Annotated in this window: 29 protein-coding genes and 1 riboswitch; of the genes, 15 read left to right on the top strand and 14 right to left on the bottom strand. The window is 69.5% G+C overall.

The window, feature by feature from the left end; translation table 11 throughout:
* The first annotated feature begins 3 nt into the window (after nucleotides 1–3).
* Complete coding sequence (locus tag AVMA1855_RS10350; protein WP_284425637.1) at nucleotides 4–411, top strand: OsmC family protein; 408 nt, start codon at nucleotides 4–6, stop codon at nucleotides 409–411.
* Nucleotides 408–1,292, top strand: coding sequence for a pirin family protein (locus AVMA1855_RS10345; protein WP_284414411.1), 885 nt, complete (start codon nucleotides 408–410; stop codon nucleotides 1,290–1,292). Before AVMA1855_RS10350 ends, AVMA1855_RS10345 begins: the two co-directional genes overlap by 4 nt.
* A gap of 55 nt (nucleotides 1,293–1,347) precedes the next feature.
* Here the strand turns inward: AVMA1855_RS10345 and AVMA1855_RS10340 are convergent, their stop codons facing one another.
* Genes AVMA1855_RS10340 through AVMA1855_RS10325 form a run of 4 tightly spaced genes read right to left on the bottom strand, consistent with a single transcriptional unit; the run spans nucleotide 1,348 to nucleotide 5,544 of the window.
* Nucleotides 1,348–2,130 (bottom strand): sulfurtransferase, encoded by a 783-nt coding sequence (locus AVMA1855_RS10340; protein ID WP_284425636.1) that lies wholly within the window; start codon nucleotides 2,128–2,130, stop codon nucleotides 1,348–1,350.
* Nucleotides 2,131–2,173: 43 nt separating this feature from the next.
* Complete coding sequence (locus tag AVMA1855_RS10335; RefSeq protein WP_272569360.1) at nucleotides 2,174–3,025, bottom strand: MinD/ParA family protein; 852 nt, start codon at nucleotides 3,023–3,025, stop codon at nucleotides 2,174–2,176.
* Between the two features lie 10 nt (nucleotides 3,026–3,035).
* Nucleotides 3,036–3,818 (bottom strand): GGDEF domain-containing protein, encoded by a 783-nt coding sequence (locus AVMA1855_RS10330; RefSeq protein ID WP_502870309.1) that lies wholly within the window; start codon nucleotides 3,816–3,818, stop codon nucleotides 3,036–3,038.
* A 55-nt stretch (nucleotides 3,819–3,873) separates the two neighbouring features.
* Nucleotides 3,874–5,544, bottom strand: coding sequence for a SulP family inorganic anion transporter (locus AVMA1855_RS10325; RefSeq protein WP_284399906.1), 1,671 nt, complete (start codon nucleotides 5,542–5,544; stop codon nucleotides 3,874–3,876).
* Nucleotides 5,545–5,693: 149 nt separating this feature from the next.
* On the opposite strand from AVMA1855_RS10325, the gene AVMA1855_RS10320 reads away from it, so the two are divergent.
* The 3 genes from AVMA1855_RS10320 to AVMA1855_RS10310 all read left to right on the top strand — a co-directional run bounded on the left by AVMA1855_RS10320 (nucleotide 5,694) and on the right by AVMA1855_RS10310 (nucleotide 7,768).
* Nucleotides 5,694–6,155, top strand: a complete 462-nt coding sequence (locus AVMA1855_RS10320) for a BON domain-containing protein (RefSeq protein WP_284425634.1) — start codon at nucleotides 5,694–5,696, stop codon at nucleotides 6,153–6,155.
* Nucleotides 6,156–6,258: 103 nt separating this feature from the next.
* Nucleotides 6,259–7,482, top strand: a complete 1,224-nt coding sequence (locus AVMA1855_RS10315) for a PLP-dependent transferase (protein WP_284425633.1) — start codon at nucleotides 6,259–6,261, stop codon at nucleotides 7,480–7,482.
* A gap of 109 nt (nucleotides 7,483–7,591) precedes the next feature.
* Entirely contained in the window at nucleotides 7,592–7,768 is a 177-nt protein-coding gene (locus AVMA1855_RS10310) for a hypothetical protein (RefSeq protein ID WP_284399897.1), read from the top strand.
* Between the two features lie 84 nt (nucleotides 7,769–7,852).
* Here AVMA1855_RS10310 and AVMA1855_RS10305 read toward each other — a convergent pair whose 3' ends face one another.
* Nucleotides 7,853–8,512 (bottom strand): arylesterase, encoded by a 660-nt coding sequence (locus AVMA1855_RS10305; RefSeq protein WP_502870308.1) that lies wholly within the window; start codon nucleotides 8,510–8,512, stop codon nucleotides 7,853–7,855.
* Between the two features lie 15 nt (nucleotides 8,513–8,527).
* On the opposite strand from AVMA1855_RS10305, the gene AVMA1855_RS10300 reads away from it, so the two are divergent.
* The 4 genes from AVMA1855_RS10300 (at nucleotide 8,528) to ribB (ending at nucleotide 11,998) form a co-directional block, all read left to right on the top strand.
* Complete coding sequence (locus AVMA1855_RS10300) at nucleotides 8,528–9,223, top strand: ABC transporter ATP-binding protein (protein ID WP_284425632.1); 696 nt, start codon at nucleotides 8,528–8,530, stop codon at nucleotides 9,221–9,223.
* A 113-nt stretch (nucleotides 9,224–9,336) separates the two neighbouring features.
* Nucleotides 9,337–10,086, top strand: coding sequence for a 23S rRNA (guanosine(2251)-2'-O)-methyltransferase RlmB (gene rlmB, locus AVMA1855_RS10295; RefSeq protein WP_272552603.1), 750 nt, complete (start codon nucleotides 9,337–9,339; stop codon nucleotides 10,084–10,086).
* Nucleotides 10,087–10,102: 16 nt separating this feature from the next.
* Nucleotides 10,103–10,915: an SIR2 family NAD-dependent protein deacylase gene (locus AVMA1855_RS10290; RefSeq protein ID WP_284425631.1), complete on the top strand. Its 813-nt coding sequence runs from the start codon at nucleotides 10,103–10,105 to the stop codon at nucleotides 10,913–10,915.
* Between the two features lie 3 nt (nucleotides 10,916–10,918).
* Nucleotides 10,919–11,125, top strand: a riboswitch (FMN riboswitch).
* A 198-nt stretch (nucleotides 11,126–11,323) separates the two neighbouring features.
* Nucleotides 11,324–11,998 carry a 3,4-dihydroxy-2-butanone-4-phosphate synthase gene (gene ribB / locus AVMA1855_RS10285; protein WP_284425689.1) on the top strand — a complete coding sequence of 225 codons (675 nt, stop codon included), beginning with the start codon at nucleotides 11,324–11,326 and terminating at the stop codon, nucleotides 11,996–11,998.
* 16 nt (nucleotides 11,999–12,014) lie between these two features.
* On the opposite strand, the gene AVMA1855_RS10280 is transcribed toward ribB, so the two are convergent.
* The 3 genes from AVMA1855_RS10280 to AVMA1855_RS10270 form a co-directional block, all read right to left on the bottom strand.
* On the bottom strand, nucleotides 12,015–12,974 hold the full coding sequence (locus tag AVMA1855_RS10280) for an aldo/keto reductase (RefSeq protein ID WP_284425630.1): 960 nt from the start codon (nucleotides 12,972–12,974) through the stop codon (nucleotides 12,015–12,017).
* Nucleotides 12,975–13,192: 218 nt separating this feature from the next.
* The gene (locus tag AVMA1855_RS10275) at nucleotides 13,193–13,792 is read right to left on the bottom strand and encodes a chromate transporter (RefSeq protein WP_284414398.1); all 600 of its coding nucleotides are present in this window, start codon (nucleotides 13,790–13,792) and stop codon (nucleotides 13,193–13,195) included.
* Nucleotides 13,789–14,397 (bottom strand): chromate transporter, encoded by a 609-nt coding sequence (locus tag AVMA1855_RS10270; protein ID WP_284425629.1) that lies wholly within the window; start codon nucleotides 14,395–14,397, stop codon nucleotides 13,789–13,791. Before AVMA1855_RS10270 ends, AVMA1855_RS10275 begins: the two co-directional genes overlap by 4 nt.
* Nucleotides 14,398–14,863: 466 nt before the next feature.
* On the opposite strand from AVMA1855_RS10270, the gene xopAJ reads away from it, so the two are divergent.
* The 3 genes from xopAJ to AVMA1855_RS10255 all read left to right on the top strand — a co-directional run bounded on the left by xopAJ (nucleotide 14,864) and on the right by AVMA1855_RS10255 (nucleotide 17,049).
* The gene (xopAJ, locus tag AVMA1855_RS10265) at nucleotides 14,864–15,841 is read left to right on the top strand and encodes a XopAJ/AvrRxo1 family type III secretion system effector zeta toxin (RefSeq protein ID WP_284425688.1); all 978 of its coding nucleotides are present in this window, start codon (nucleotides 14,864–14,866) and stop codon (nucleotides 15,839–15,841) included.
* 2 nt (nucleotides 15,842–15,843) lie between these two features.
* The gene (locus tag AVMA1855_RS10260; RefSeq protein WP_284425628.1) at nucleotides 15,844–16,140 is read left to right on the top strand and encodes a hypothetical protein; all 297 of its coding nucleotides are present in this window, start codon (nucleotides 15,844–15,846) and stop codon (nucleotides 16,138–16,140) included.
* A 63-nt stretch (nucleotides 16,141–16,203) separates the two neighbouring features.
* Complete coding sequence (locus tag AVMA1855_RS10255; RefSeq protein WP_284425627.1) at nucleotides 16,204–17,049, top strand: fumarylacetoacetate hydrolase family protein; 846 nt, start codon at nucleotides 16,204–16,206, stop codon at nucleotides 17,047–17,049.
* 33 nt (nucleotides 17,050–17,082) lie between these two features.
* On the opposite strand, the gene AVMA1855_RS10250 is transcribed toward AVMA1855_RS10255, so the two are convergent.
* Both AVMA1855_RS10250 and AVMA1855_RS10245 read right to left on the bottom strand, forming a co-directional pair.
* Nucleotides 17,083–19,182, bottom strand: coding sequence for a TonB-dependent receptor family protein (locus tag AVMA1855_RS10250; RefSeq protein ID WP_502870307.1), 2,100 nt, complete (start codon nucleotides 19,180–19,182; stop codon nucleotides 17,083–17,085).
* On the bottom strand, nucleotides 19,182–19,883 hold the full coding sequence (locus AVMA1855_RS10245) for a superoxide dismutase family protein (protein WP_284414390.1): 702 nt from the start codon (nucleotides 19,881–19,883) through the stop codon (nucleotides 19,182–19,184). Before AVMA1855_RS10245 ends, AVMA1855_RS10250 begins: the two co-directional genes overlap by 1 nt.
* 285 nt (nucleotides 19,884–20,168) lie before the next feature.
* Between AVMA1855_RS10245 and AVMA1855_RS10240 the strand changes: the two genes are divergently transcribed.
* Complete coding sequence (locus AVMA1855_RS10240; RefSeq protein ID WP_284414388.1) at nucleotides 20,169–20,744, top strand: retropepsin-like aspartic protease family protein; 576 nt, start codon at nucleotides 20,169–20,171, stop codon at nucleotides 20,742–20,744.
* A gap of 38 nt (nucleotides 20,745–20,782) precedes the next feature.
* On the opposite strand, the gene mmsB is transcribed toward AVMA1855_RS10240, so the two are convergent.
* The 4 genes from mmsB to AVMA1855_RS10220 all read right to left on the bottom strand — a co-directional run bounded on the left by mmsB (nucleotide 20,783) and on the right by AVMA1855_RS10220 (nucleotide 25,037).
* The gene (gene mmsB / locus AVMA1855_RS10235) at nucleotides 20,783–21,679 is read right to left on the bottom strand and encodes a 3-hydroxyisobutyrate dehydrogenase (protein ID WP_284414385.1); all 897 of its coding nucleotides are present in this window, start codon (nucleotides 21,677–21,679) and stop codon (nucleotides 20,783–20,785) included.
* Between the two features lie 88 nt (nucleotides 21,680–21,767).
* Nucleotides 21,768–22,934: an acyl-CoA dehydrogenase family protein gene (locus AVMA1855_RS10230; RefSeq protein WP_284425625.1), complete on the bottom strand. Its 1,167-nt coding sequence runs from the start codon at nucleotides 22,932–22,934 to the stop codon at nucleotides 21,768–21,770.
* Nucleotides 22,935–23,019: 85 nt separating this feature from the next.
* Nucleotides 23,020–23,445 carry a lysozyme inhibitor LprI family protein gene (locus tag AVMA1855_RS10225; protein ID WP_284425624.1) on the bottom strand — a complete coding sequence of 142 codons (426 nt, stop codon included), beginning with the start codon at nucleotides 23,443–23,445 and terminating at the stop codon, nucleotides 23,020–23,022.
* A 53-nt stretch (nucleotides 23,446–23,498) separates the two neighbouring features.
* Entirely contained in the window at nucleotides 23,499–25,037 is a 1,539-nt protein-coding gene (locus AVMA1855_RS10220) for a CoA-acylating methylmalonate-semialdehyde dehydrogenase (RefSeq protein WP_284414378.1), read from the bottom strand.
* A 253-nt stretch (nucleotides 25,038–25,290) separates the two neighbouring features.
* Here AVMA1855_RS10220 and AVMA1855_RS10215 point away from each other — a divergent pair, with 253 nt between their 5' ends.
* Together AVMA1855_RS10215 and AVMA1855_RS10210 are read left to right on the top strand one after the other, a co-directional pair.
* On the top strand, nucleotides 25,291–26,199 hold the full coding sequence (locus AVMA1855_RS10215) for a LysR family transcriptional regulator (RefSeq protein ID WP_284425623.1): 909 nt from the start codon (nucleotides 25,291–25,293) through the stop codon (nucleotides 26,197–26,199).
* Nucleotides 26,200–26,307: 108 nt separating this feature from the next.
* Nucleotides 26,308–26,763, top strand: a complete 456-nt coding sequence (locus AVMA1855_RS10210; protein WP_284425622.1) for a DUF2846 domain-containing protein — start codon at nucleotides 26,308–26,310, stop codon at nucleotides 26,761–26,763.
* The last annotated feature ends 226 nt before the right edge of the window (nucleotides 26,764–26,989 follow it).

The following is a 26,989-nucleotide window of genomic DNA, read 5'->3' as shown; positions in this document are numbered from 1 at the left end:
CCCATGACCCTCGAATTGCGGCGCATTGCCGGCGCACCGCTGGCGCAGACCCTGACGGTTCGCGGGCATCGCCTTGTCGTGGACGGCACCGTGGCCGAGGACGGCGATGACACCGGCCCCAATCCGCACGACCTGTACGACGCCGCGCTCGGCGCGTGCAAGGCGCTCACCGTGCTGTGGTACGCGCGCCGCAAGGGCATGGCGGTGGACGATGTGCACACGGTGATCGACCGCGACGCCTCGGCCGAGCGCAGCGGCACCTACCGCCTGGCCGCCCGCCTGCAGGTGAGCGGCGATCTCACCGACGCCCAGATCGCGGAGCTGGAGGCCGTGGCCGCCAAGTGCCCGGTGCACAAGCTGATGACCAGCGTCACCACCGAGATCACCACCGCCTTGGAGCGCATGCCATGAGCGGGCCGGCCATCCTGAAGGGGCACGACAAGGACCTGGGCGGCGGATTCACCGTGCGCCGGCTGCTGCCATCGCTGCAGCGCCGCTCCGTCGGGCCCTTCGTCTTCTTCGACCATTTCGGGCCGGTGACCGTGGAGCCGGCGTCCGAATACGACGTGCGGCCCCACCCGCACATCGGCCTGGCCACCGTCACCTACCTATTCGACGGTGCCATCGTGCACCGGGACAGCTTGGGCTCGCTGCAGCAGATCGAACCCGGTGCCATCAACTGGATGACCGCGGGGCGCGGCATCGTGCATTCCGAGCGGCGGCCCGATGCGCTGCGCGACCGCAGCTACGTGAACCATGGCATCCAGCTGTGGGCGGCGCTGCCGATGGCCAGCGAGGACGATGCACCCAGCTTCGTGCACACGCCGGCCGCCGACATTCCCGAGCTGTCGCACGAAGGCGCCACGGTGCGCGTGCTGATCGGCCAGGCGTTCGGCCAAGCCTCGCCCGTGGCGACGCTGTCGCCCACGCTGTACCTCGACGTGCAATTGGCCGCCGGCGGTGCGCTGACCTTGCCGCCCCTGGCGCAGGAAATGGCGATCTATGCGGTGGACGGCGACCTGCTGCTCGACGGCGAGCCGTTCGCGGCCCACACGCTGGCCGTGCTGGAGACGGGCGCCGGCGCCGCGCTGCGCGCGCCGGACCGGGCGGTGCGGCTGATGGTGATCGGCGGCGACGCGCTGGATGCCCCGCGCCACATCTGGTGGAATTTCGTGTCGCGCCGCAAGGACCGCATCGTGCAGGCCGCCGACGACTGGGACGCCCAGCGCATGGGCCACGTGCCCGGCGAGACCGAATGGATTCCGCTGCCGGAGCGGCGCTTCAAGCCCTGAAATGAAACATCGGGCCAAAACAGCCCGATGCCCTAGAAAATCATACCCCGGCAGCTCACATTTTGATAGCAATCGGCTCTGTGGCCGATTCCGGCTGCGTCGACAGGTCGTTCGCCAGCACCCGGCGCTCGTCGAACACGAAGCAGCCGCCGTGGTAGTGCGCTCCGTCGGTTTCCTCGAAGTACTTGAGGATGCCGCCTTCGAGCTGGTAGACGTTCTCGATGCCTTCCTCGCGCATCAGGATGGCGGCCTTTTCGCAGCGGATGCCGCCCGTGCAGAAGCTCACCACCGTCTTGCCCGCGAACTCGGCCTTGTGCTCGCGCAGCGCCGGCGGAAACTCGGTGAACTTGTCGATGCGCCAGTCGATGGCGTTGTCGAACGTGCCCTGGTCCACCTCGAAGGCATTGCGCGTGTCCAGGGTCACCACCGGCCGGCCCGCGTCGTCGTGCCCCTGCGCCAGCCAGCGGCGCAGGGTGGGCGCGTCCACCGCGGGCGCCCGGCCGTTCGACGGGCGGATGGTGGGATGGTCCATGCGGATGATCTCGCGCTTGACCTTCACCAGCATCTTGCGAAACGGCTGCGTGGCCGACCAGCTTTCCTTGGGGGCCAGGGGTTCGAAGCGTTCGTCCGCCTTCAACGCATCGATGAAGCCGCGCACCGCCGTCGCCGGCCCGGCCAGGAACAGGTTGATGCCTTCCTCGGCCAGCAGGATGGTGCCCTTGAGGTGGGCCGCCTCGGCACGCGCGTGCAGCATGTCGCGCAGCTCGGCCGCGTCCGGCAGGGGCACGAACAGGTAGCAGGAGATATTGAGAACGTCGTTCACGGTGGACTCGGGCATGGCAGGCGGGCCGGACGGCCAACGGCGTGGCCCCGGCGTTCGGCTAACTGGCGGGGGTGAGCAGCGCGGTGTCGATCTTGTTGGCCAGCTGGGCAATGGCCAGCGCCGCGGGGCAGCCGGGCATCTGCATCAGCAGCAGCTGGCGCCGCATGACGGCATCGCGCACCGACGTGTCGGCCGGGATGTCGCCCATGTGCAGCAAGCGCATGGAGCGGCCCGATTCGGTGCTCACGAAGCGGTCCAGCACCTGCTGCAGCTGGCTCGTGATGGCGCGGCCGTCGCCGGGACGCGCGGCCTGGTTGACCACCATGCGCACGTGCTGGCGCTTTTGCTGCGTAGCCAGCACCTTGATCGCAGCATAGGCGTCGGTGAGGGAGGTGGGCTCGGGCGTGGCGACGATCAGCACCTCGGACGCGAGCGACACCGAGAAAAGCACCACGTCGGAGATGCCCGCGCCGGTGTCCAGCAGGATCACGTCGAAGCGCGGTGCCAGCGTCTGGATCACGTTCAAAAATTCGCTGCGCACCTCGGGGGTGAGGCGCGAGTACTCGACCATGCCGGAGCCGGCCAGCACGACCGAAAAGCCGCCGGGCGCGTCGATCACGGCATCGTCCAGGTCGGCCTTGCCGGTGAACACGTCGTGCAGCGTGACCTTGGGGTGCAGGTTCAGCACCACGTCGAGGTTGGCCAGGCCCAGGTCGGCATCGAGCACGAGCACGCGGTGGCCGCGGCGGGTGAGGGCGGCCGCCAGGTTGGCGGAAACGAAAGTCTTGCCCACGCCGCCCTTGCCGCTCGTGATGGCGATGATGCGGGCGCCAGGCGGCGGGCTAGCGGTGCGCGCAGGCATGTTGGGGCCGGCGGGTGTGGTGGGTTGCGGGGACAGCGCGTCGGTCATCTCTGGGCTTTCAATAGGCGCTGCCTGTGGAATCCATGGGCGGTGGCAGATCGCCCCATCCCGACGGAGTGTATAGCGGGCCGAAGAGCAGGCTCTTCTCTTCGGCACTGACGGTGCTGTCCGGCTGTTCTTCGATGCTGACGCGGTTGCGGCCGGCCATCTTGGCTTTATAGAGCTGGCTGTCGGCACGCTCGCTCCACAGGAGCGTCGTGCTGCGGATCCATTGCAGGGCGAAAGCCCCGCCGATGCTGACAGTGACGTTGAGATCGACGGAGGGCGAGATGCGCACCGGCGTGCGCTCGATCGCGCGGCGGATGCGTTCCGCCACCACGCGGCCGAAGCCCGCCTGGCAGGCCGGCAGCACCACGGCGAACTCTTCGCCGCCGTACCGGGCCAGGGTGTCCATGGGGCGCACGCAGCCGTTCAGGGTGCGCGCCACCGACTGCAGCACGATGTCTCCGGCCAGATGGCCGTAGGTGTCGTTCACCCGCTTGAAATTGTCGATGTCGAGCATGAGCAGCAGCGCCGCCTCGCCCGCCCGGGTGACGCGGTCGATCTCGCGCTCCAGCACGGTGCGGAAGTGGCGCCGGTTGGCCAGCCCGGTGAGGGGATCCTTGAGCGACAGCTCGCACAGGCCATCGATCAAGCCCTGCAGGTAGTGCAGTGGCGTGTTGGAGGGCAAAGCAGCTTCTGAGCCCGCGGCCTGTGCAACCAACGCATGCGCTGTCGTCAGGCGCAGGTCGCGCAGGTTCACGAATTGAGGGGTCGCAGATTCAGTCACAAAATGCAACAAACAGTATGTACCGAGTGTAGCAGCGGGGTTGGCTTCTGACCCCTGCGATCCTGGCTCATTCCGTTAATTGTTGCAACACCGCCAGTGCCTGCGCATCGGTGCGGTAGAGTGCAAGACCCGGTCCCGCCTCCAGAAGCCCCGCGCGGCGCAGCACCTGTTCCACCGGCAGCTTGATGCCGCTCACGTGCAGTTGCCCCCCGCGGGAGGCGGCCAGTGTGCGCAGGCGGGCGAAGGTTTCCACGCCCGTCACGTCGATGCGGTTGATGGGTTGCGCAAAAAGGCACAGGTGCCGAATCTCCGGGTGGGCGGCCCAGTGCTCGGCGATGCGGCGTTCCAGGGCCGCGGCGGACGCGAAGTCCAGTTCGGCATCCATCCGCAGGGCGAAAAGCCCCGGCGCGATGGGCGGCAAAAGCCACAGGTGGCGGTCGCGCAGGCTGCCGTCCGGGTGCGGGGCCACCTCAATGATGCGCGGGTGCAGGCGCTGATAGAGAAAGTGCCCCAGGTTCAGCACCAGGCCCACCAGCACGCCCCAGTACATGCGCGGCGCCGTCGCCAGGGTCAGCGCGAAGGTGACGCCGCCGATGACCGTCTCCACCCGCGACACCCGCCACAGCCGCAGCAGCGTGCCGGGCTTGATGAGGCTGGTCACCGCCGTCACCACCACCGCCGCCAGCACCGAATGGGGCACGTGGTACAGCGCCGGGGTGAGCCACAGCAGCACCGCCAGCACCAGCGCCAGGGCGAAAAGGGTGGCCCAGCCGCTCTTGGCGCCCGCGTAGAGGTTGATCGCCGAGCGCGAGAACGACGCGCTCGTGGCGAAGCTGCCGCACAGTCCCGAACTCATCTTGGCCAGGCCGTGCGCGATCAGGTCCTGGTTTTCGTTCCAGCGCGTGCCGCCCTGCTGGTGCTCGACCTTGGCGCTGGATGCGGTCTCCAGGAAGCTCACCAGCGTGACCACCAGCACCGGCAGCACCAGCGCGCCGAACTCGTCCCACGACAGCCAGCCGGGCCAGTAGGGCTGGGGCAGCCCGGCGGGCAGGTGGCCGACCACGGCACCATCGTGGTCGGCATAGCCGATGGCCCAGCTGACCAGGGCCGCCAGCCCGACGATCACGATGGCCGCCGGAAACGTGGCGCGCCAGCGCCGCGCGGCCACCAACAGCCCCAGGCTGCCCAGGCCGAATGCCGCTGCCGTCAGGTCGAAATGGTGCAGCGACGGCGACACGGCGAGCGCGTTCCAGGTGGTGCGCAGCCCCAGCAGGTCCGGCAACTGGGAGGCCAGGATGAGCAGGGCCGCCGCCTGGGTGAAGCCGTTGAGCACGGGCGAGGTGACCAGATTGAGCAGCCAGCCGAACCGTGCCACCCCCAGCAGCATCTGCAACAGGCCCGACAGCAGCGCCATCCAGGCAGCCAGCGCCACCCAGTGCGCGCTGCCGGGCTCCGCCAGGCCGGTAAGGGATGCGCCGATCAGCAAGCTGGTCAGCGCGGTGGGCCCCACGCCCAGGCGGGTGGAGGAACTCCACAGCACCGCGATCAGCGCCGGCACCAGCGACGCGTAGATGCCGGTGATGACGGGCATGCCCGCCAGCGCTGCATAGGCCACCCCCTGGGGCACCAGCATGAGACCGACCGTCATCCCGGCCCAGAACTCCCCCCGCATCAGGTGGCGGTCCGGACGGGGCCAGGCCAGGAAAGGGAACCATCGGGAAAGGGACTGCAGGCGCATCCCGCGATTGTCGCGCGGCGGGAGCGGGGCGCCAGCGGCCTCTCGACTGCCTTGTCCTACGCGAGCTTCGGCGCCTTCCCACCGGGTGCAGGGCGCCGCCAACCTAAAGTGCCCACCAGATTCCCCCATTTCCTGCAAGGAGGCCTCCCATGAACGCAACCCGCACTCCCCAAAGCCCCTCCCACCGGATGGTGAGCATTCTTTCGGCCACGCTGCTGGCTTTCGGCTTGGCCGCCTGCGACAAGGCCGATGACCGCACGGTGGGCCAGCAGATCGACTCCGCCGTCGCCAAGAGCGGCCATGTGGCCTCCGACGCCCAGCGCAAGATGGAAGCCGCCGCCAACGAGGCTGGCGATGCGACCCGCCAGGCCGCCGAGCGCGCCGCCGCGGTGATGGACGATGCCGGCATCACGGCCAAGGTGTCCGCCGGCCTGGCCCAGGACGCGGAACTGAGCGCCGTCAAGATCGACGTGGACACCCGCAACGGCATCGTGACGCTGAACGGTCCGGTCAAATCCAAGCAGGCCAGCGAGCGCGCCACGAACATCGCTCAGAACGTGCAGGGCGTGAACTCGGTGGTCAACCAGCTGACCATCTCCAGCGCCGGCTGATCTCCGGCCCAGCTTCTGCCAACCTGGCACGGGTGCCAGGGCCATCGACCGTGCGCCGCCCGGCCCACCCTCGACGGGTGCGCCGGGCGCTACCATGGCGCCCATGACTTCACCCGCCGACCTCGCTACCCGCATCGTCCACCACGACTACGTGCCCCCTGCGGGCTTCGCCGCGCCGCAGCCTGCCGTCTACAAGGCTTCCACGGTCATCTTCCCCAATGTGGCGGCCATGCGCGCCCGCGAGTGGAAGGACAAGACCAGCTACACCTACGGCCTGCACGGCACCCCCACCAGCTACCAACTGGAAGAGCGCCTGTGCGAGCTGGAGGGCGGCAAGCAGTGCCTTCTGGTGCCCAGTGGCCTCGCCGCCATCGCCAATGTCTCGCTGGCGCTGCTACGCGCGGGCGAAGAGGTGCTCATTCCCGACAACGCCTACGGCCCTAACAAGGCGCTGGCCGAGGTGGAGCTGGCCCACTACGGCATCCGTCATGTCCTGTACGACCCCATGGACCCTGCCGACCTCGCTGCCCGGATCACCCCCGCCACGCGCCTGGTGTGGCTGGAGGCGCCGGGCTCGGTGACCCTGGAGTTCCCCGACCTGATCGAGCAGGTGCGCATCTGCCGCGAGCGCGGCGTGGTCTGCGCCCTGGACAACACCTGGGGCGCGGGTCTGGCGTTCGCGCCGTTCGACCTGCGGGGCGACGGCCAGTGGGGCGTGGATGTGTCGGTGCATGCGCTCACCAAGTACCCCAGCGGCGGCGGCGACGTGCTCATGGGCAGCATCGTCACCCGCGACCAGGCCCTGCACCTGCGCATGAAGCTGTGCCACATGCGCCTGGGACTGGGCGTGGGCGCGAACGACGTCGAATCCGTGCTGCGCTCGCTGCCCAGCATCGGCCTGCGCTACCGCGCCCACGACGTGGCGGCGCGCGCGCTGGCGCGCTGGATGGCCGAGCAGCCCGCGGTGGCCCAGGTGCTGCACCCCGCGCTGGCGGGATCGCCTGGGCATGACCAATGGCGTGCGCTGTGCGCGGCCGATGGCGGGGAGGGCGCGGCGGCGGGCCTGTTCAGCGTGGTGATCGACCCCCGGTATTCCCAGGCGCAGGTGGACGCTTTCTGCGACCGGCTGCAGTATTTCAAGCTGGGCTACAGCTGGGGCGGACCGATGAGCCTGGTCGTGCCTTACGAACTGGCGACCATGCGCAGCCGCCCGACGCCGCAGCTCGTGCCCGGCACCGTGGTCCGTTTTTCGATCGGGCTGGAGGCCGAAGCCGATCTCCGCCGCGACCTGGCGCAGGCACTGGCGCATGCCTTTCCCGCACCCTGACGCCCTGAGGAGTCCGGTGGCTGCGCCCGGTGCGGCGCAGCGGCCGGGACACCCGGGGCCTTGAGGGCATGCTGTTACATTGACCGCTTCAATTCAGGAAGGTACTACCTTGGCAACACCCAACTACGGATACGAAAAGCGCCAGCGCGAGCTCGCCAAGAAGAAGAAAAAGGAAGAGAAGGCGCAAGCCAAGTCCCACCGCAAGGACGACCCGCGGGAAGGCCCCGCGCAGGACGACGGCCAGCAGAGCGCACCGCCCGCCGACGGCAACGCGCCTGCGGCCTGATCCCTTAACGGCCCGCAGCCGCCGCACCGCCGGCCCAGGTCCAGGCGCTCCGCCCGGCGACCGGGCCCGCCAGGGCTCCGCCCGTCAGCGCAGCAGCTTGCGCAGCTCGGGCCACACGTTGGCCAGCATGGCCGGGTGGGCCTCGGCCTTGGGGTGGATGCGGTCGGGCTGGAACAGGGCGGTCGGGTCGGCCGCATCGGCCACGCCCTTGAGCAGGAAGGGCACCAGCGCCGACTGGGTGTCCTTGGCCACGCTGGCGAAGGTGCCGGCAAAACGTTTCGCGTAATCGGTGCCGTAGTTGGGCGGCACCTGCATCCCCACGATGAGGACCTTGGCGCCCGACTGTTTGGCCGCCTGGGCCATGGCCTTCAGGTTGTCGGCGGTGTTCTGCAGAGGCAGCCCGCGCAGGGCGTCGTTGCCGCCCAGCTCGATCACCACATGGCTGGGCCGGTGCTGGGTCAGCAGGGCCGGCAGGCGGGAGCGGCCCCCCGAGGTGGTGTCGCCACTCACGCTGGCGTTCACGACCGTGGCGTCGATCTTCTCTTCGGCCAGCTTCTTTTCCAGCAGCGCCACCCAGCCCGTGCCGCGGGCCAGTCCGTACTCGGCGCTCAGCGAATCGCCCACCACCAGGATGACCGGCCTGGCCGCCGCAGCGGCCAGCGCAGCAGGGGCACAAAGCCCTGCGGCCGTGCCGGCCGCCAGGGCCGCGATAAAGTGACGCCGGTACAACAGATTTCGATTCACAGCAAAGCACCTTTCATGTCGGAAACTCCTTCCTTGCCCACCCACCCCATCATCGCCGTGGAGCACGTGCACAAGTCGGTGACGGACTCGACCGGCACCCTCGACATTCTGCGGGATATCGATTTCCGGCTGGCTGCGAGGGAAACCGCAGCCATCGTGGGCGCCTCGGGCTCGGGCAAGAGCACGCTGCTGTCGATCATCGCGGGGCTCGATACGCCCACCCGCGGCACCGTGCGCCTGGATGGGCAGGACCTGTTCGCCATCGACGAAGATGCCCGCGCCGCGCTGCGCGCGCAGAAAGTGGGCTTCGTGTTCCAGAGCTTCCAGCTCATGGGCAACCTGACCGCGCTGGAGAACGTCATGCTGCCGCTGGAGCTGGCCGACCGCCGCGACGCACGCAAGCTCGCAGCCGACATGCTGGGGCGCGTGGGGCTGGGCCAGCGCCTGTCGCACTACCCCAAGGTGCTGTCGGGCGGCGAGCAGCAGCGCGTGGCGCTGGCGCGCGCCTTCGTGGTCGAGCCGGCCGTGCTGCTGGCCGACGAGCCCACCGGCAGCCTGGACTTCGCCACGGGCGAGACCATCATGCGGCTGATGTTCGAGTTGAACCGCGAGCAGGGCACCACGCTCGTGCTCGTCACGCACGACCGGGTCATCGCCGCGCGGTGCGAGCGGCGCATCACCATCGACGCGGGGCGCGTGTCCGAGGCCTGAGGCTGCCGTGGGACTTTGGGCCGTTTGTGCCTTGTGCCGTGATATTGCATGCCTTGGTTGCTATCAAATAAATAGCAATCGGGCAATCGGCCCGTGGCGCGGATAATCCCCGCATGTCCAGCCCCAAAGTCCTCTTCGGCTTCCACGCCGTCGGCGTGCGCCTGAAGACCGCGCCGCAATCCATCATCGAGATCTACTACGAGGCCACGCGGCGCGATGCCCGCATGCGCCAGTTCCTCGACCGCGCCAACGCCGCCGGCGCGCGCCTCATCGAAGCCGACAGCGCGCGCATCGCCAAGCTGGCAGGCAGCCAGGGCCACCAGGGCGTGGCGGCGCGGGTGGAGCCGGTGGCTCTGGCCACCTCCCTCGACGAGCTGCTCGAAGACCTGGAAGCCTCCGGCGTCGCCCAGCCCCTGCTGCTGGTGCTGGACGGCGTGACCGATCCGCACAACCTGGGCGCCTGCCTGCGGGTGGCCGACGGCGCCGGCGCGCAGGCCGTGATCGCGCCCAAGGACCACGCGGTGGGCCTGAACGCCACGGTGGCCAAGGTGGCCAGCGGTGCCGCAGAGACGGTGCCGTACTTCATGGTGACCAACCTCGCGCGCACCCTGAACGAGCTCAAGGAACGCAACATCTGGTGCATCGGTACCAGCGACGATGCGCCCAAGACCATCTACCAGGTGGACCTGAAAGGCCCCGTGGCCTTGGTGCTGGGCGCGGAGGGCGACGGCATGCGCCAGCTCACGCGCAAGACCTGCGACGAGCTGGTCTCCATCCCCATGAAGGGCGCGGTGGAGAGCCTGAACGTGTCGGTGGCCAGCGGCGTGTGCCTGTACGAGGCCCTGCGCCAGCGCACCGTCTGAACCCGGTTTTTTCGCCATGCCGCGCGTGCCAGCCCCCGAAGTCGCGTGGAGCGGCTCGGGCGACCTGAACACTGCCATCGCCTGGGTCGACGCCGCGCAGCACATCGTGGTGCTGACCGGCGCGGGCGTGAGCGCCGAGTCCGGCGTGCCCACATTCCGCGATGCGCAGACCGGGCTGTGGGCGCAGGTGCGCCCCGAAGACATGGCCAGCGAGCCCGGCTTTCGCGCCGATCCCGCGGGTGTCTGGGCGTGGTACGAGCACCGCCGCGCGCTGCTGCAGGGCGTGCAGCCCAATGCGGGCCACCGGGCGCTGGCGGACTTTGCCCGGCGCCATCCCGGCCGCCTCACGCTGGTCACGCAGAACGTGGATGGCCTGCACCAGATGGCGGGCAGCGAGGGCGTGCTGTGCCTGCACGGCGAACTGCGCGGCAACCGCTGGCTGGACGATCCGCGCGGCTGCTGCGATCTGGCCCACGCCGAGGCCGGCCCACCACCGCGCTGCGCCACCTGCGGCAATCTCGTGCGCCCGGCCGTGGTGTGGTTCGGCGAGTCGTTGCCGATCGACATCCTCGGCCAGGCGGAGGAGGCGGTCAGCGCCTGCGACCTGATGCTGGTCGTGGGCACGGCCGGCGCCGTGTATCCAGCGGCCGGCCTCGCCCACATGGCCCGGCGCATCGGGGCGCGCGTGGTCATCGTCAACCCGGCGCCGAGCGAACTCGACGGCACGGCCCATGCGGTGCTGCGCGGCCCGTCGGCCGAAGTCTTGCCCCTGCTGCTGGGCCGGGATCGCCCCGCAGGCGACACGCCGGCGGCGGCAGCGCCGCGATAATCGCCCGGTCTTCAGGGCGGGGTGGAATTCCCCACCGGCGGTAGGCGGTGCGGGAGGTCTCCCCGCGCCGCGAGCCCGCGAGCGCTCCGCATGCGTCCTTCGGGATGGGCGGGGGTTAGCAGACCCAGTGCGACGCGGCTCCAAGGAACACGGTTCCTGGCCCGTTCAGTCTGGGGCCGACGGTCACAGTCCGGATGAAAGAAGATGGGGTGCGCAGCCATGCGCGCCCTGGTGCCTGCGCGCGCCTGCCATTCGGGCGTGCGCCGGTGCTTCTTGCATGCCTTGAGGCGTTTCCTCACCTTCCAGGAGCGTTTCATGAACACCGCCGTTTCCGTTTTTTCTTCCTTTTCCTCTTCCCCTTCCACGCCTGTGGCCGTGGCCGTCGATCACGGCGTGCAACTGGCGCCCATGCCCGAGGTCATCGCCGCCATTGCCGCGGGCCGTCCCGTGCTCGTCATGGACGATGCCGACCGCGAGAACGAGGCCGACCTCATCTGTGCGGCCGACAATCTGACCGAGGCCACCATGGCCCTGATGATCCGCGAGGGCAGCGGCATCGTCTGCCTGTGCCTCACGCCCGGGCATGCGGGCGCCTTGGGCCTGCGGCCGATGGTGGAGGTCAACCGGTCCTCGTTCGCCACCGCCTTCACGCAGTCCATCGAGGCGGCCCATGGAGTGAGCACGGGCGTGTCGGCGGCCGACCGGGTGCAGACCATCCGCTGCGCCCTGCAGGTACCGGCGCCGGGCGGAGCCCCCCAGATCGTCAGCCCCGGCCATGTCTTTCCGCTGGTGGCACGCCCGGGCGGGGTGCTGGAGCGCACCGGCCACACCGAGTCGGCCGTAGACCTGGCGCGCCTGGCCGGCCGCGCACCCGCCGGGGTGCTGTGCGAGCTGATGAATCCGGACGGCAGCATGGCCCGCGGTGCGGACGTGGCGCGGTTCGCCCAGGCGCACGGTCTGCTGTGCACGACCGTGCAGGCGCTGGTGGCGCATCGGCAGGGATTGCAGGCCGTGGCGGAAGAAGGCGGGCAGGGCGGCGGCAGAGCGTCCGCTGCCCAGGAGGCGGTCGGCGAACCCGCCTGATGGCCTCCGGGGCCTCTCAGGCCGCTTCTGCGCTGGCCTGGCTCAGCGATTCGAGTGCGTCCGCATCCAGCTTCAGACTGGCGGCCTGCACCAGTTCCTGCAGTTGCTCCAGCGACGATGCACTGGCGATGGGCGCGGTGATGCCGGGCTGCGCCATCTGCCACGCGATCGCCACCTGGCCGGGGGTGACCTCGTAGCGCTCGGCCACCTGGTCGAGTTCGGCCAGGATGCGCAGGCCCCGGTCGTTCAGGTAGGTCTGCACCACCTTGGCGCCGCGAGGGCTTTTGTCCACGTCCGCTGCGCTGCGGTACTTGCCGGTCAGGAAGCCGGCGGCCAGCGCGTAGAAGTTGATCACGCCCACGCCCTTTTCCAGGCACAGGGGGCGCAGCTCTTTCTCGAACACGTCGCGGTCGTACAGGTTGTACAGCGGCTGCAGGCTTTCGTAGCGCGGCACGCCCAGGCGCTCGCTGGTGTCCAGGGCCTCGGCCAGGCGCTGCGCGGAATGGTTGGAGGCACCGATCGCGCGCACCTTGCCCTCGCGGATCAGGTCGGCGTAGGTGCCCAGGGTTTCCTCCAACGGGGTACCGGCGTCGTCGTCGTGCGACTGGTAGAGGTCGATCACGTCGGTGTGCAGGCGGCGCAGCGAGTCGTCCACCGCGCGGCGGATGTAGTCGCCGCCCAGGCCCACCTTGCCATGGCCCATGTCCTTGCCCACCTTGGTGGCCAGCACGATGCGGTCGCGCTTGCCGCTGCGCTTGAGCCACTGGCCGATCATGGCTTCGGACTCGCCGCCCATGTGCCCCGGTGCCCAGCGCGAGTACACGTCGGCGGTGTCGATGAAATTGAAGCCCGCGTCCACCCAGGCATCGAGCAGCGAGAACGTGGTGGGCTCGTCCACCGTCCAGCCGAACACGTTGCCGCCGAAGCACAGTGGCGAAACCTGCAGGCCCGAACGGCCGAGGGGGCGAAATTGCATGGGGGACTCCTTGGATTTCGGAAAAGACAGGCCCGATGCGAATCGGGCCACGAAGAACATGGGGTGCGCCAGCAGGCCCGGGAAGGCCCGACCAACGCCGATGGCGAAGGTGCCAAAGCCATTGTTACGGCACACGCCACCCTGTGCGGTAAGACGACCGCTGAATCTTCACGCCCTGTGGGTTCAAGACAGGCCGTTCACCCAACGGGCGCGCCCGGTCACACAACGCCCAGCGCCCCCAGCACCGCACCCGCCGCCAGCAGCCACAGCAGGTGAAGGCGCGTGCGCCACACCACCAGCGCGCACGCGCCGCTCAGCAGCCACAGGCGCAGGTCGGTGCCGGCGCCATGGTGCACACTGCCCAGCAGCCAGGCAGTGGCCAGCAGCAGGCCGATCACCACGGGCGCCAGCCCCTGCTTGAAGGCGCGCACGCTGCGCCGGTGCTTGTTGCGGTGGCCCCAGCGCGTGGCCAGCCAGGTCAGCACGGTGCTGGGCAGCATGATGCCCACCAGGCTCAGCGCCATGCCCAGCGTGGCCGCTGCCCAGCCCGCCGCGCCCGGCCCGCCGGCGTTCAGGCCCACGTTCCAGCCCAGCAGGCCGACGAAAAGCACGTTGGGCCCCGGCGCGGCCTGGGCGATGGCGATGGAGGCGTTGAACTGCAGGTCGGTGATCCAGCCCTGCCGTTCCACCAGGAACCGGTGCATGTCGGGCGCGGCGGCAATGGCCCCGCCCACCGCCAGCAGCGAGATCGAGGCGTAGTAGAGGAACAGGTTCAGCCAGTCCACCGGCTGCAGGGCGAGGGTGGCGGCCGGCGTCATGGGGCGATCCTCCGCCAGGTGACAGCGCACGCCGCGCCGCCCACCACTGGCAGCACCCAGGCCAGCGGCCAGCGCAGCAGCGCCATGGTGCCGAAGGTCGCGGCCACGAAGGCCCACCCGGCCACCGGGCCCAGCGGGTGCGTGCGCAAGGCCCCCGCCATCCGCAGCGCCACGCCGCCGACCAGGCCAGCCGCCACCGCTCCCATGCCGCGCAAGGCGCCACTCACGGCGGGGTGGCCGGAAAACTGCGCATAGACCACGGCCAGCACCAGCACCAGCAGCAAGGGAAACAGCAGCATGCCCGCCAGTGCCACCAGGGCGCCACGCAGTCCGAAATAGCGATCGCCGACCACCACGGCGAGGTTGACCACGTTGGGCCCCGGCAGGATCTGCGCCACGGCCCAGTCTTCGAGAAATTCCTCATTGGTGAGCCAACCCTTGCGGTCCACCAGCTCGCGCTGCACCACGGCCAGCACGCCACCGAAGCCCTGCAGCGCCAGGAGGGTGAACGACCAGAACAGGTCGGCCAGATGGGCCGGGCGGAGCCGGTCGGCCGCTGCAGGCGGCAGCGTGGCGGGGGCCGGGGGTGCGGGTGAACGGGGCATGGCGGATTCGGGGCGGAAAGGAGCCGGGAGCGGGTGGTGGTTCGGGCCGATATTACGGCGCATGGCGGATGCCCGCCCTGGCGATGAGCGAAGTTTGGTGTGGCACCCTGGCCCCGCGCTGTGAGGGCGGGCAGGGGTTCGCGGAACCTGCCTGATCTTCGCGCGTGGGATGGCACCGCCGAGTGGCTGCCGCTAACTTGCCGGGCCTATGATTCATCGCCTTGCCGCTCGGGCGCGCGTGCCGCGCCATCCCCTCGCCAGACTGACATCGGGGCCCCCGCTGCCGGCGGGCTCCACGCTGAAATCGCAGAGCGGCTCCCCTGAATTGAAGGCAGCCCCTCGCAGCGCAGGCCACGGGGCCCTGTCCCCGGTCCGTTCCGCGGCCTCGGCACTGCGAAGCCTGTCTGCCAGGCGAACCACCCATTCCGCGGCCTCCAATGGCGCATACGCCAACGGCTCCGTGGAGATGTTCGCGGTCGGCACGCTGCCGCCCGTCGGGCCCGGGCGATGGGCCTACCTGGCCGATCCGGCCCACTGGCAGCCCGAGCGCCGCAAGCTGCACGATGCGCTGATCGATGACTCCTTTCGCAAGGCCTCTGTCTTCGCGGAATGCGTGGAGCGGTCGGGCTGCGATCCGACACTGTTCGCCTTGCGCGGCAATACGGCTGCCGGAAAGACCCGGCTGGCCCGATCGGCCGTGCCGGCCCTGGCCGACGCCCTGCAGGAAAGCGGCGGGGGCAGCATCAATCCGGACGCGTTCAAGTCGCGGCTCAGGAAGGTGCCCGGCCAGGCCCGGCTGACCCCGGCCAACGTGCACGCGGAGTCGTGTGTGCTCGCCGACCGGCTGGAGCGCCAGATCGCCACAGGGAAGACGGCGAGCGGAAAGCCGGCCAGCATGCTGGTCGACAAACGGTTGGGCGGCGCGCACGAAGTCGCCCGCTACATCGCACTGTCCGAGAACACCGGCCGCCAGGTCGAGATGTACGACATCGACATGCCGCTGGAGCGTTCGCTGCTCGGTGTCCTGCAAAGGGATCCCGACGGGGACGATCCGCGTCCGCCCTATGCCGCCGTCGCCGCCGGCTACTGCGCCATTCGCGGCAATCGCCTGGACGTCATCGATCAGTTCCTGGCGAAGCCGCAGATCGGCACCTACCACCTGATGGGCACGTTGGCGACGGGAGAGAAGGCGCCTGTCGCGACCGTTTCGAACGGGGAGCTGACGATCCACGACGCGGACCAATACGCCGAGATCGTGGCGCTCTCCGACTTGCCCGCCAGCGACATGGGCGAACAGGTGATCGACGACGGGACCATCAGGCAGCTGACGCACGCCATGCCCGCCGCCATCGCCGAGACCGCTCGCGAAGCCTTGCAGAAATATGCCGGCCTGTCGTGGTCCCAGGCGCTGGGAATCCACTGCACGCTGAATGGACAAGATTGAAGATGACCCAACTCAAAGGCGAAGCCGCCCTGGCTTTTCATCGGCAGCTCAGGGAGCGCGCGCAGCAGCAGCGGACGGCGCGGCTGCAGGACGCCAAGGCACAGGCCGCATCGAGCGGCAAGGAGGCCTTCGACCTCGAGAAGCTCCAGACGCTTTACGATACGACGCAGCGCGGCCGCTGGATCGATCTCGCGCAGCAGGCGGTGGTCTACGAGTACCTCTACTACGTGGAGTATCCGCAGGTCCCGGACCTGCAGGCGTTCGCCCGCAGCCTGGACGAGATCGACTACTGGTCGTGATGCTTCGGACGGGCGCCCGTCGCCCGCTTCCGCGTCTGGAAACTTCCACCGGTAGGAGACACCTTGAAACTGATCCGATATGGCCAGCCGGGCGCGGAGCGCGCCGGGCTCGTCGATGCGCAAGGCATTGTTAGGGACCTGTCCATGCTGCTGCCCGACATCGGCCCCGCCCAGCTGTCGCCCCGCACCCTGGCCGCCCTCGCGGCGCTGGACCCGTCGCGCCTGCCCGTGGTGCCCGAATCGGAGCGCCTGGGCTGCCCGGTGGCGGGCGTGGGCAAGATCGTTTGCGTGGGGCTCAACTACGCCGACCATGCGGCCGAAGCGGGCCTGGCCGCGCCGGCCGAGCCCGTGCTGTTCATGAAAGCCACCACCGCGCTGAGCGGGCCCACGGACCCGGTGCGCATCCCGCCCGGCGCGCTTAAGGCCGACTGGGAGGTGGAGCTGGGCATCGTGATCGGCACGCGCGCGCAGCATGTGGCCGAAGACGCGGCGCTGCAGCACGTGGCGGGCTACGTGCTGGCCAACGACGTATCGGAGCGCAGCTACCAGATGGAGCGCGGCGGTCAGTGGGACAAGGGCAAGGCCTACGACACCTTCGCGCCCATCGGACCCTGGCTGGTCACGGCCGACGAGGTGCCCGACCCGCACGCCATCGGCCTGTGGCTGGAGGTGAACGGCGAGCGCATGCAGGACGGGAACACGCGCAACTTCATCTTCGGGGTGCCCCGGGTGCTGTCGTACATCAGCCAGTTCATGACGCTGGAGCCGGGCGACATCGTGCTCACCGGCACGCCGGCGGGCGTGGGGCTGGGCAAGAAGCCCGCACCGCGCTTTCTGCGGCCGGGCGACGTGATGCGGCTGGGGGCCACGGGCCTGGGAGAGCAGCGACTGGTGTGCGAGGGCGGCTGAGCCGATCCGGGCCCTGCGCCCCGGGCAGGGCGGCTACAGGAACTGCGCGCGCAGCCCCACCATGATGCGCCGTCCCGCCGCGGGCTCGAAGAAGCGCCCGTTGCCGTCGTTCACGATGAGCGAGCCCGCGTAGCGGCGGTCGAACAGGTTATCGAGCCGCGCCCAGGCCTGCCAGCGGGTGTCCCCGGTGCGAAAGGCATAGCCCGCCCGCAGGCCGGCCACGGCAAAGCCTTCGGCGGCCTCGGTGTTCACATCGTTGGCGTACACCTTGCCGGACACGTCCAGCGTCGCGCCCCATTGCCATGCGGGCGAAAGGGCGTGGTCCAGCGCCAGTTGCACGGTCTGGCGCGCCGTGCCCGGCAGCCGGTTGCCCGAGGGCACGGTGGCGCCGCCCGCCACGGCGTAGGGGCTGTCGAAGAACGCATCAAGGTAGGTGTAGGCAACGCGCGGCCTGAAGGCGCCGGACTGGGCGCTCCAGGCCAGCTCCAGCCCGCGCCGGCGCACCCGGTCTGCGTTCTGGTACACGGTGCGGCCGTTCACGGTGGCCGCCGGCACGATCTCGCCCCGGCTTTGCGCGTCGAACCAGGCCGCGTCGATGCGGTGCACCGCACCCTGCCATTTGGCGCCGACCTCCATCTGCCGGCTGCGCGAGGCGTTCAGGCCGTAGTTGGGGCCGGTGTTGCCTGTGCTGTAGGCCATCTCGGCCAGGGTGGGCGTCTCGAAGCCGCGGCCGATGTTGGCGTACAGGTTGAGCTGGTCGGTGGCGCTCCACACCAGGCCCAGCACGGGACTGGTCTGGCGCCAGGTGCGCTGGCCGCTGTCGTCGGGGTTGGCGGCGGTGATGAAGCGGTCGTTGACGCTCGCGCGCACGCGGCTGGCACGCACCCCGGCCACGGCGCGCCAGGTGGGTGTGAGCCAGGCGTCCACCTGGGCGAACCAATCGGTGTTGCCCGCGCGGTCCTGCTCGTCGCGCCGCAGCGCGCCGGGCGTGCCGTTGTTGTTGACCAGGCCCTGGCGGTGCTCGGACAGGCGGTCCGCGTCCAGCCCCAGCGTCCAGGTCAGGGGCAGACCGGAGGCGCGGCGCACGGTGTGCGTCCAGGCCATGCCCAGGCCGTAGTAGTCGCGGTCCAGGTCCACGACGCCGCCTGCGCTGCTGGCCGCGGCGCCGCTGAACGACAGAAATTGCGTGAGCGTGCGCGTGCCGCCATAGGCGCGCACCCGAACGCTGTCGGCCGCGCCCAGTTGCCGCTCCAGCACCACTCCGAACTGGTTTTGCGCCACGGATTTGCGCGTGCCGAAGTCCGTCGCCACCGCTGGTGCCTGACGCGGATTGGCCTCGAACTGCGCCCGGGTCAGGCCCAGCGGGTCCTGCGCCAGGGGCTGGTCGTAGAGATTGAGCAACGCGGTGATCCGGGTGTCGGCATCGGGCCGGGCCACCAGCTTGCCATTGAGGTGCGTGCGCCGCGCCGCGCTGTGGTCGCGCGATCCGTCGGTCTCGAAGTGCGACACGTCGACCAGCCCGCCGAGCGTGCGGTCGCCGAAGTCGAGCGACGCATCCACCAGCCGCTGCCCGAACGAGCCCGCCGCCACCGACGCGCCGGCGCCGCCGCCTTCGCGCGGCTCCCGCGTGGTGACCTGCAGCACGCCGCCCGCCGCATTGCCATAGAGCTGGGCCAGCGGCCCGCGCAGCACCTCGACCTGCGAGGCCGACTGCAACTGTGCGGTGGCCGCCTGGCCCTGGCCGTCCGGCATGGTGGCCGGAATGCCGTCCACCAGGATGCGCACCCCGCGCACGCCGAAGGTGGAGCGCGCACCGAAGCCGCGCACCGCGATCTGCAGGTCCTGCGCGTAGTTCTGCCGGTCCAGCGCCACCACGCCCGCCTGGGCCGCGAGCAACTCGGACAGGTTCACCAGCGGGCTGGGGGTGGAGAACGCATCGACCGCCACGCTGGTGTGGCTGGCCGCGGCATCGAAGCGGCGCTGCGCCTCGGCCTGGCCGGGCACCTGCACCGCCGGGAGCGTGGCCGTTGGCGGGGCCTGCGGAGGAAGGTTTTGGGCCCGTGCGAACCCGGCAGATGCCAGCGCGCAGCACCACAAAGCGGCCTGGGGCACCGCGCGCCGCGCGCGGCGCATCAACGGACCAGCAGGGAGGGGGCGGCGGCCTTGTCGCCCACCACGGTGCTGGCCGGTGCGGGCTGGATCAGGCCGCACAGCAGCCGGCCACCGGAATTGCCGGCAGGGTTGGTGGTGTAGTCGTCTTCCTTTTCGTGCACGACCAGTGAGCGGCCCACCACCGAGGTCTTGCCCGGCGTGAGCGAGACGTTGGCGTTCACGAAACGCACGCTGCCCCGGCCGTCGTCGCCCACGGTGATGTTGGGCAGCTCGCCCGCATGGGCCTCGTGCGAGGGCTGGCCGGGATGGCCGTGCTTCTTGGCCATGCCGGGATCGAAGTGGCCGCCGGCACCGCCGAACGCGATGGTCTGGCCGGTGGTGGCGTCCGGTCCGGGCGAGCAGGCGCCATTGGCATGGATGTGAAAGCCGTGCTTGCCCGGCGACAGGCCCTGCACCTGGATGGCCACTTCCACGCCCGCGGCGGTTTCGGTCAGGACGGCATTGCCGGCCGGCGCGCCTTCGGGCGTGACCAGGCGTGCGGTGGCGGTGGCGCGTTCCAGGCCCGGCACAGGGGTCTTGGCGACGGCGGAGCGGGAGTTGTCCGAGGCGCTGCCGGCGCAGCCCGCCAGGAACAGGGCGGCCGCCACGGCGGCGGTGCTGGCAGCGAGGGTGCCGCGGCGTTGGAATGAAGTGCGGGATGGGCTGGAAGGAAGAGGGGCCATGGAATTCTCCTGGGAAGGGTGCGTCGGGATCGACGAAAAGAATGGTGAAGGAGGCGGCAGGGACGGGTGTCGTGTGATGCGTTGCGCGGCCCTGGCGCCAAGGGTGGATCAGTGGCTGCAACCGTGGTCGCGCGGTGCCCTGGCGGCGCCGCGGGCGAAGGCCCGAGGATGACCGCATGCGGGCCCGCAAGGCGTAGGACAACGGCGGCGATGCGCCTGGCGCGGCGCGGCAGCATGCGGTGCCTGGGCCATACTCGCCCCAAGCACATTACCGGAGGGCAGCGAATGGCATCGGATGGCGAAGACCGCCAGCGCTTGGGCTCGCGGGGCGGTGGCGACGTGGAAGACGCACACGTGCCCGGCGAGCGCCGCACGCGCGCGCTCGCCCGCAGGGGCATGTGGGGCATCCTGGCCTTTTGGCTCGCATTGATGGGCGTGCTTTACGTGGCCATGGACCACTACCTCAAGCCGCGCGGCGCCAGCGTGACGGCGGAGGGCGCCCTGGTGATCCCCCGGCACCGCGACGGGCACTTTCGCGTGGCCGGCACGGTGAACGGCCAGCCCGTGATGTTCATGGTGGACACCGGTGCCAGCCTGGTGGGCGTGACCGATGCGCTCGCGCGCAAGGCCAGCCTCACGGGCGGGGAAGTGACGCAGTTCCGCACCGCCAACGGCACGCGCCAGGGCCGCGTGGTGGTGGCCGATTCGGTCACCGTGCGCTCGCTGGCGGTTTCCGGCCTGCGCGTGGGCACGGGGTACACGGGCGACGACGACGAGGACGCGCTGCTGGGCCAGAACTTCCTGCAGCACTTCGACGTGGAGATCGGGCGCGACCGCATGGTGCTGCGGCCACGCAACTGAGGGTAGGCCCGGGGGGCTGGGCGCTGCCCCGCCGCGGGTCAGCCCTTCTTTTGCACCGCCTGGATGATGCTGGAGAAATCCAGCGCCCCCTGGCCGGCCAGGCTGTGCGCCGCATACAGGCTGCGCGCCAGCCCGCCCAGCGGCGTGGCGGCCTTCACGGCCATGGCGTTCTCCTGCGCCAGGCCCAGGTCCTTGAGCATCAGGTCGGTGCCGAAGCCGCCCGCGTAGCCCTTGCTGGCGGGGGCCGCTTCCATCACGCCGGGGTAGGGGTTGTACTTTTCCAGGGCCCAGTTGCCCCCCGAGCTGCGGCGCATGATCTCGGACAGCACCTTCGGGTCCAGCCCGTTGGCCACGCCCAGGGCGATGGCCTCGCTGGTACCCGCCATCAGGATGCCCAGCAGCATGTTGTTGCAGATCTTGGCCGTCTGACCCGCGCCCACGGCGCCGGCATGGAACAGGTTGGCGCCCATCTTTTCCAGGATGGGGCGGGCGCGCTCCAGGTCGGCGGCATCGCCCCCCACCATGAAGGTCAGCGTGCCGGCCACGGCGCCGCCGGTGCCGCCCGAGACGGGCGCGTCGATGAACGCCAGGCCGCGCGCCTGCGCGGCTTCGGCCACCTTGCGCGAGGTGGCGGCGGCGATGGTGGAGCAGTCGATCACCAGCGTGCCGGCGGCCAGCAGCGGCAGCAGGCCGGGCTGCTGCCCGTTGCCCAGGTACAGCGATTCCACGTGCTGGCTGGCGGGCAGCATGCTGATGAGCACCTCGGCGCCCTGCACGGCGGCCGCCGCATCGGCCGCAATGGCCACGCCGCCTTCGGCCAGCTTGTCGCGCGCGGGCTGGGACAGGTCGAAGGCGCGGACCTCATGCCCCGCCTTGTGCAGGTTCAGCGCCATGGGGCCGCCCATGTTGCCCAGGCCGATGAATGCGATCTTCATGGAAGTGTCTCCTTTGGTTTTGAATGAAACAGGCCTCTGGCACTATAAGTAATAGGGCATGCTGCTATGAAATTGGTAGTGAATGCGGTCAGCGGATGGCGTCGGGCGCGTCGCCCTCCAGCATGCGGCGGGCGATGATGACCCGCATGATCTCGTTCGTGCCCTCCAGGATCTGGTGCACGCGCGCGTCGCGCATCAGGCGCTCCAGCGGGTACTCGCGGATGTAGCCGTAGCCGCCGTGCAGCTGCAGCGCCTCGTTGCACACGTTGAAGCCCGCATCGGTCGCAAAGCGCTTGGCCATGGCGCAATAGGTGCTGGCATCGCGTGCGCCCGCATCCAGCTTGGAGGCCGCCAGCCGCACCATCTGGCGCGCGGCCACCAGTTCGGTCGCCATGTCGGCCAGCTTGAACTGCAGCGCCTGGAAGCTCGCGATGGGCTTGCCGAACTGCTTGCGGTCGTGCATGTACTGCTGCGCCTGGGCCAGCGCGCCCTGCGCCGCGCCCACCGAGCAGGTGGCGATGTTGATGCGCCCGCCGTCCAGGCCCTTCATGGCGATCTTGAAGCCCTCGCCCTCGCGCCCCAGCAGGTGGTCGGCCGGAATGCGCACGTTGTCGAAGCTGATGGTGCGGGTGGGCTGGCTGTTCCAGCCCATCTTTTCTTCCTTCTTGCCGTACTGGATGCCCGGCGCATCGGCCGGCACCGCGAAGGCGCTGATGCCCGCCGCGCCCGATGCGGCGTCGCCGGTGCGGGCCATCAGCACCAGCACGTCGGTGCTGCCCGCGCCGCTGATGAACGCCTTGGCGCCGTTGATGACGTATTCGGCGCCTGCCAACTCCGCCCGGGTCTTGAGCGAGGCCGCGTCCGAACCCGCGCCGGGCTCGGTCAGGCAGTACGAGGCGAGCTTCTCGCCGCTGGCCAGCAGGGGGCCCCAGCGGTCGCGAACGGCGTCGGTCGCCCAGGTGCCGAGCATCCAGGTGGCCATGTTGTGGATGGTGATGAAAGCGGTGGTGGAGGGGTCCACCGCCGCCATTTCCTCGAACACCAGGGTGGCGTCGAGCCGCGGCAGGGCCAGGCCGCCCGCGTTCTCGGGGGCGTACAGGCCGCAAAAGCCCAGGGCGCCGGCCGCGGCGATCGCCTCGCGCGGGAAGGTGCCCTCGGCGTCCCAGCGGGCCGCGTGCGGCGCCAGTTCGGCGCGCGCGAAGTCGCGCGCCGTCTCGGCGAAGGCGCGCTGTTCTTCGGTCAGTTCAAAGTCCATGGGTCGGGTCTCGCTGGCGGTCGTTCGTTGTTCTGCTTTGTCTCGTTGCGGGCGGGGCGGGGCGGTGTGGACGGTGGCGGATGCGTCACGGCTTGGCGGAGGGATGGTCCAGCGTCAGCCAGCGCATCAATCCCTGGCGGCGCGCCTCGGTCTCGGCGGTCAGGCAGGCGTGGTACAGGCGCGGCCACTCCGGCAGGCCCTCGGTGGACTGGGTGCCCTGCTTGCACAGCATGGTGCGCTGGCGCTGCCAGGCGGTCTGCTCCTGCCGCAGCTGCGGCCGCTCGTGGGCCGACAGCGCGCGCATCACGTCGCTGTAGAGAATGGCAATGGCCGTGTCCGCCTGCTGGTAGGTTTGCACCGCGCAGGCATTGGTCTCGGCCACCGTGCCCTCCGGCCGGCAGGGTGCGCCCGCCTGAGCGTGGGCCCCCGCGCTGAACAGCAGGGCGCAGGCCGCGCCGCCACCCCAGGCAAGCGCCGCCCACCGTTTCGTCGTGATCTTGAGAATGTGCATCCTTGGCGTTGTAGCACCGCGCGGCCCCGGCCGGCCGCTCCCGCGCCAGCGGGCTACTTCAGGCTGATGGTGGTGTTCACGCCGTGCGAGATGGTGCTGTCGTCGAACCAGCGCGCCGTGACCGTCTTGGTCTGCGTGTAGAACAGCACGACCTGCTTGCCATACGGCCCCAGGTCGCCCAGTTTGGAGGCGCGCGAGCCCGAGAACGAGAACAGCGGCACGGGCACGGGAATCGGCACGTTGATGCCCACCTGGCCCACGTCGATCTCTTCCTGGAACTTGCGGGCTGCCGCGCCCGACTGCGTGAAGATGGCCGTGCCGTTGCCGTTCGGGTTGTCGTTGATGAAGGCGATCGCTTCGTCGATGTCGGCCGCCGCGCCCAGGCACAGCACCGGGCCGAAGACTTCCTGGTCGTAGATGGACATGCCGGGCTTCACGCCGCTGAACACCGTGGGGCCGACGAAGTTGCCCTTTTCGTAGCCCGCCACCTGCGGCTTGCGGCCGTCCAGTTCCAGCGTGGCGCCATCGGCGATGCCGCGCTCGATCAGGCTTTCCACCCGGTCCTTCGCTGCGCACGAGACCAACGGGCCGACGTCGGTGCCCTTGTCGGTGCCGCCGCTCACCTTGAGCGTCTTGGCCTTGGCGACGAGGTCGGGAATCCACTGCTGGGCCTCGCCCACCAGCACCACCACCGACAGCGCCATGCAGCGCTGGCCCGCGGCGCCGAAGGCGGCGCCCGCCAGGGCGTTGAGCGTCTGCTCCTTGTTGGCGTCTGGCATGACGATGGCGTGGTTCTTCGCGCCCATCATGCATTGCACGCGCTTGCCGTTCAGGCTGGCGCGGTTGTACACGTGGGTGCCCACCTTGGTGCTGCCCACGAAGCTGATCGCCTTGATGTCCGGGTGGTCGCAGATGGCGTTCACCGCGTCCTCGCCGCCGTGCACCACGTTCAGCACGCCCGGGGGCACGCCGGCCTCCAGCGCCAGCTCGCACAGGCGCATGGTCACCATGGGGTCCTGCTCGGAGGGCTTGAGCACGAAGGTGTTGCCCGTGGCGATGGCCATGGGGAACATCCACAGGGGGATCATGGCCGGGAAGTTGAACGGCGTGATGCCCGCGCACACGCCCAGCGGCTGCATCAGCGTATAGGTATCCACGCCGCCGGCCACGTTGTTGGCCAACTCGCCCAGCTGCAGGTTGCCGATGGCGCTGGCGTGTTCCACCACCTCCAGGCCGCGGAACACGTCGCCCTCGGCATCGGGCAGCGTCTTGCCTTGCTCGGCCGTCAGGATCGCGGCCAGTTCGGCCATGTTCTCGCGGATCAGCTGCTGGTATTTGAGGAAGATGCGCGCCCGGGCGCCGATGGCCGTTTTCTTCCAGGTCTTGAAGGCTTCCTTGCCCGAGGCGACGGCGGCGTTGATCTCCTCTGGCGTGGCGAAGGGCACGCGCGCCAGCACTTCCTGCGTGGCGGGGTTCACTACGTTGCGCCACTGGGTGGTTTGGGACTCGACGAACTGGCCGCCGATCAGCAGCTTGACGGTGGGGGCCAGGGCGGCCTGTGGGGCCTTTTGAGCGGTGATGGATGCGTCCATGGTGTCTTGTCTCCTGTGTGTGTCTGTCATGCGGGGCCGGGACAATGGCATTTGCCATGCCGGGGCTGGCGGCCGGGCAGGCCGCCCGGGCCGCAACCGCGGGCAAATCCCGGTGGCCTGCGCATCCTAGCTGTGCGAAATTGCCAGCACAAGGCGCATGCATGCACCTTAGGTTTGCAAATTTGCACAGGCTGCGGCTGGCCGGCCAGCACGCGTACCACGAAGAACACATGGATGAGAGGGCCTCACACGAATGGAATGGGACAACCTGCGCTACTTTCTGGAGCTGGCGCGCTCCGGCACCCTGGCTGGCGCGGCACGCCGCACGGGTGTGGAGCACACCACGGTGGCCCGCCGCATCCAGTCGCTGGAAAAGCAGATGGGCGCACCGCTGTTCGCACGCGAGGCCGGCGGGCACCGCCTGACGGAGGCGGGCCGGCAACTGCTGCCCGCCGTCGAGGCCATGGAAACCGCGGTGCTCGGCCTGGAGCGCGCGGCCCCGGCGAATGCGGCGGCGGGCCTGTCCGGGGTGGTGCGCGTGGGCGCGACGGAAGGCTTCGGCACGCTCATCCTCGCGCCGCACCTGTCACGGCTCACGCAGAAGAACCCCGGCCTCACCATTGACCTGCTGGCTTTGCCGCGCATGCTGCACCTGTCCCGGCGCGAGGCGGACATCGTCATCTCGCTGGAGCGCCCCGCGCGGGGATCGGTCATCGTCGCCAAGCTGGCGGACTACACGTTGCACCTGTACGGCCAGCGCGAGTACCTGGCCCGTCGCCCGCTGGTCTCGACCCGGGACGATCTGCGCCACCATGCCTTCGTGAGCTATGTGGACGATTTGCTCTTCACCAAGGAACTGCAGTTTCTGGACGCATTGCACCGGCCAGCGCGTTTCGCGTTTCGAAGCACCAGCATCACGGCGCAGTACGAAGCGGTGCGCGCCGGCGCGGGGCTGGCCGTGCTCCCGGCCTTTCTGGCCGACCGCGATCCGGTGCTGGCCCGGGTGCTGCCCGAAGAAGCCCGGTTCACGCGGACCTTCTGGATGAGCATGCCCGCCGAGGCCAAGCACCAGGCGCGCATCCAGGCGGTCTGGACCTGGCTGAAGGAGGTGTCTTCCGACAAGACGCTAAAAATCATTCACGCGCCGGATGCGTCGGAATAATACGAACGTAACTGAATGTATGATCTCGCCGCCTCGGAGCCACGGGAGTGGTTTGATTTTTTTGCATGCCCGAGGACATGCCATGCGAATATTCCTGATGAGAGACCCATGAAGAAGATTGCTTTGATTGTTTTGATGTCCGCGCTGTTCACCGGATGCGCTTCCGTGAAGATGGAAAGCAAGGAGGCTTCGGCGAAGGCCAAGGAATTTGCGCAACCCAGCGAAGGCCATTCGGGGCTTTATGTCTATCGCGACAGTTTCGTGGGCAAGGCGATCAAGAGAAATATCTGGGTGGACGGAAAATGCCTGGGGGAATCGGGCCCTGATGTGTTCTTTCACACAGAAGTCACCGGTGGGCAGGAGCACGTGATTGCCACCGATTCCGAGTTCTCGCCCAACGAACTGAAGGTGATGTTCGAGAAAGGCAAAAACTACTTCGTCCGGCAGTACATGAAGATCGGCGCGTTCATCGGCGGCTCCGACGTTGAGCTGATCCCTGAGGCAGAAGGCAAGGCCGCCGTGGCGAAGCTCGAAATGGCGACGGCAGGCACCTGCAGCAGATAACGCCAGCGGATCGACCGCCTCGGTGGCGGTCGGTCCGGTCTTCCATGGCCGCGCCGATTTCGACTTTCAGCGCGTGCTGTTGTGCCCAACGGCAAGCTCGCGATTGGCGCAGCCGTTTTTATCCATCGGGATGTCTGAGCAGATTCCGTCGCGTCTATCGTGGATGTTGACGGCGCGACGATTCAACCGCATTCGCCTTGGAAAAAGTCGGCCCTCCCAATAATCG

The organism is Acidovorax sp. SUPP1855 (genome assembly GCF_030158955.1).
Lineage (GTDB): Bacteria > Pseudomonadota > Gammaproteobacteria > Burkholderiales > Burkholderiaceae_C > Paracidovorax.
The sequence above is the reverse complement of the archived record's forward strand: the minus strand, read 5'-3'. Positions and strand labels throughout refer to the sequence as shown.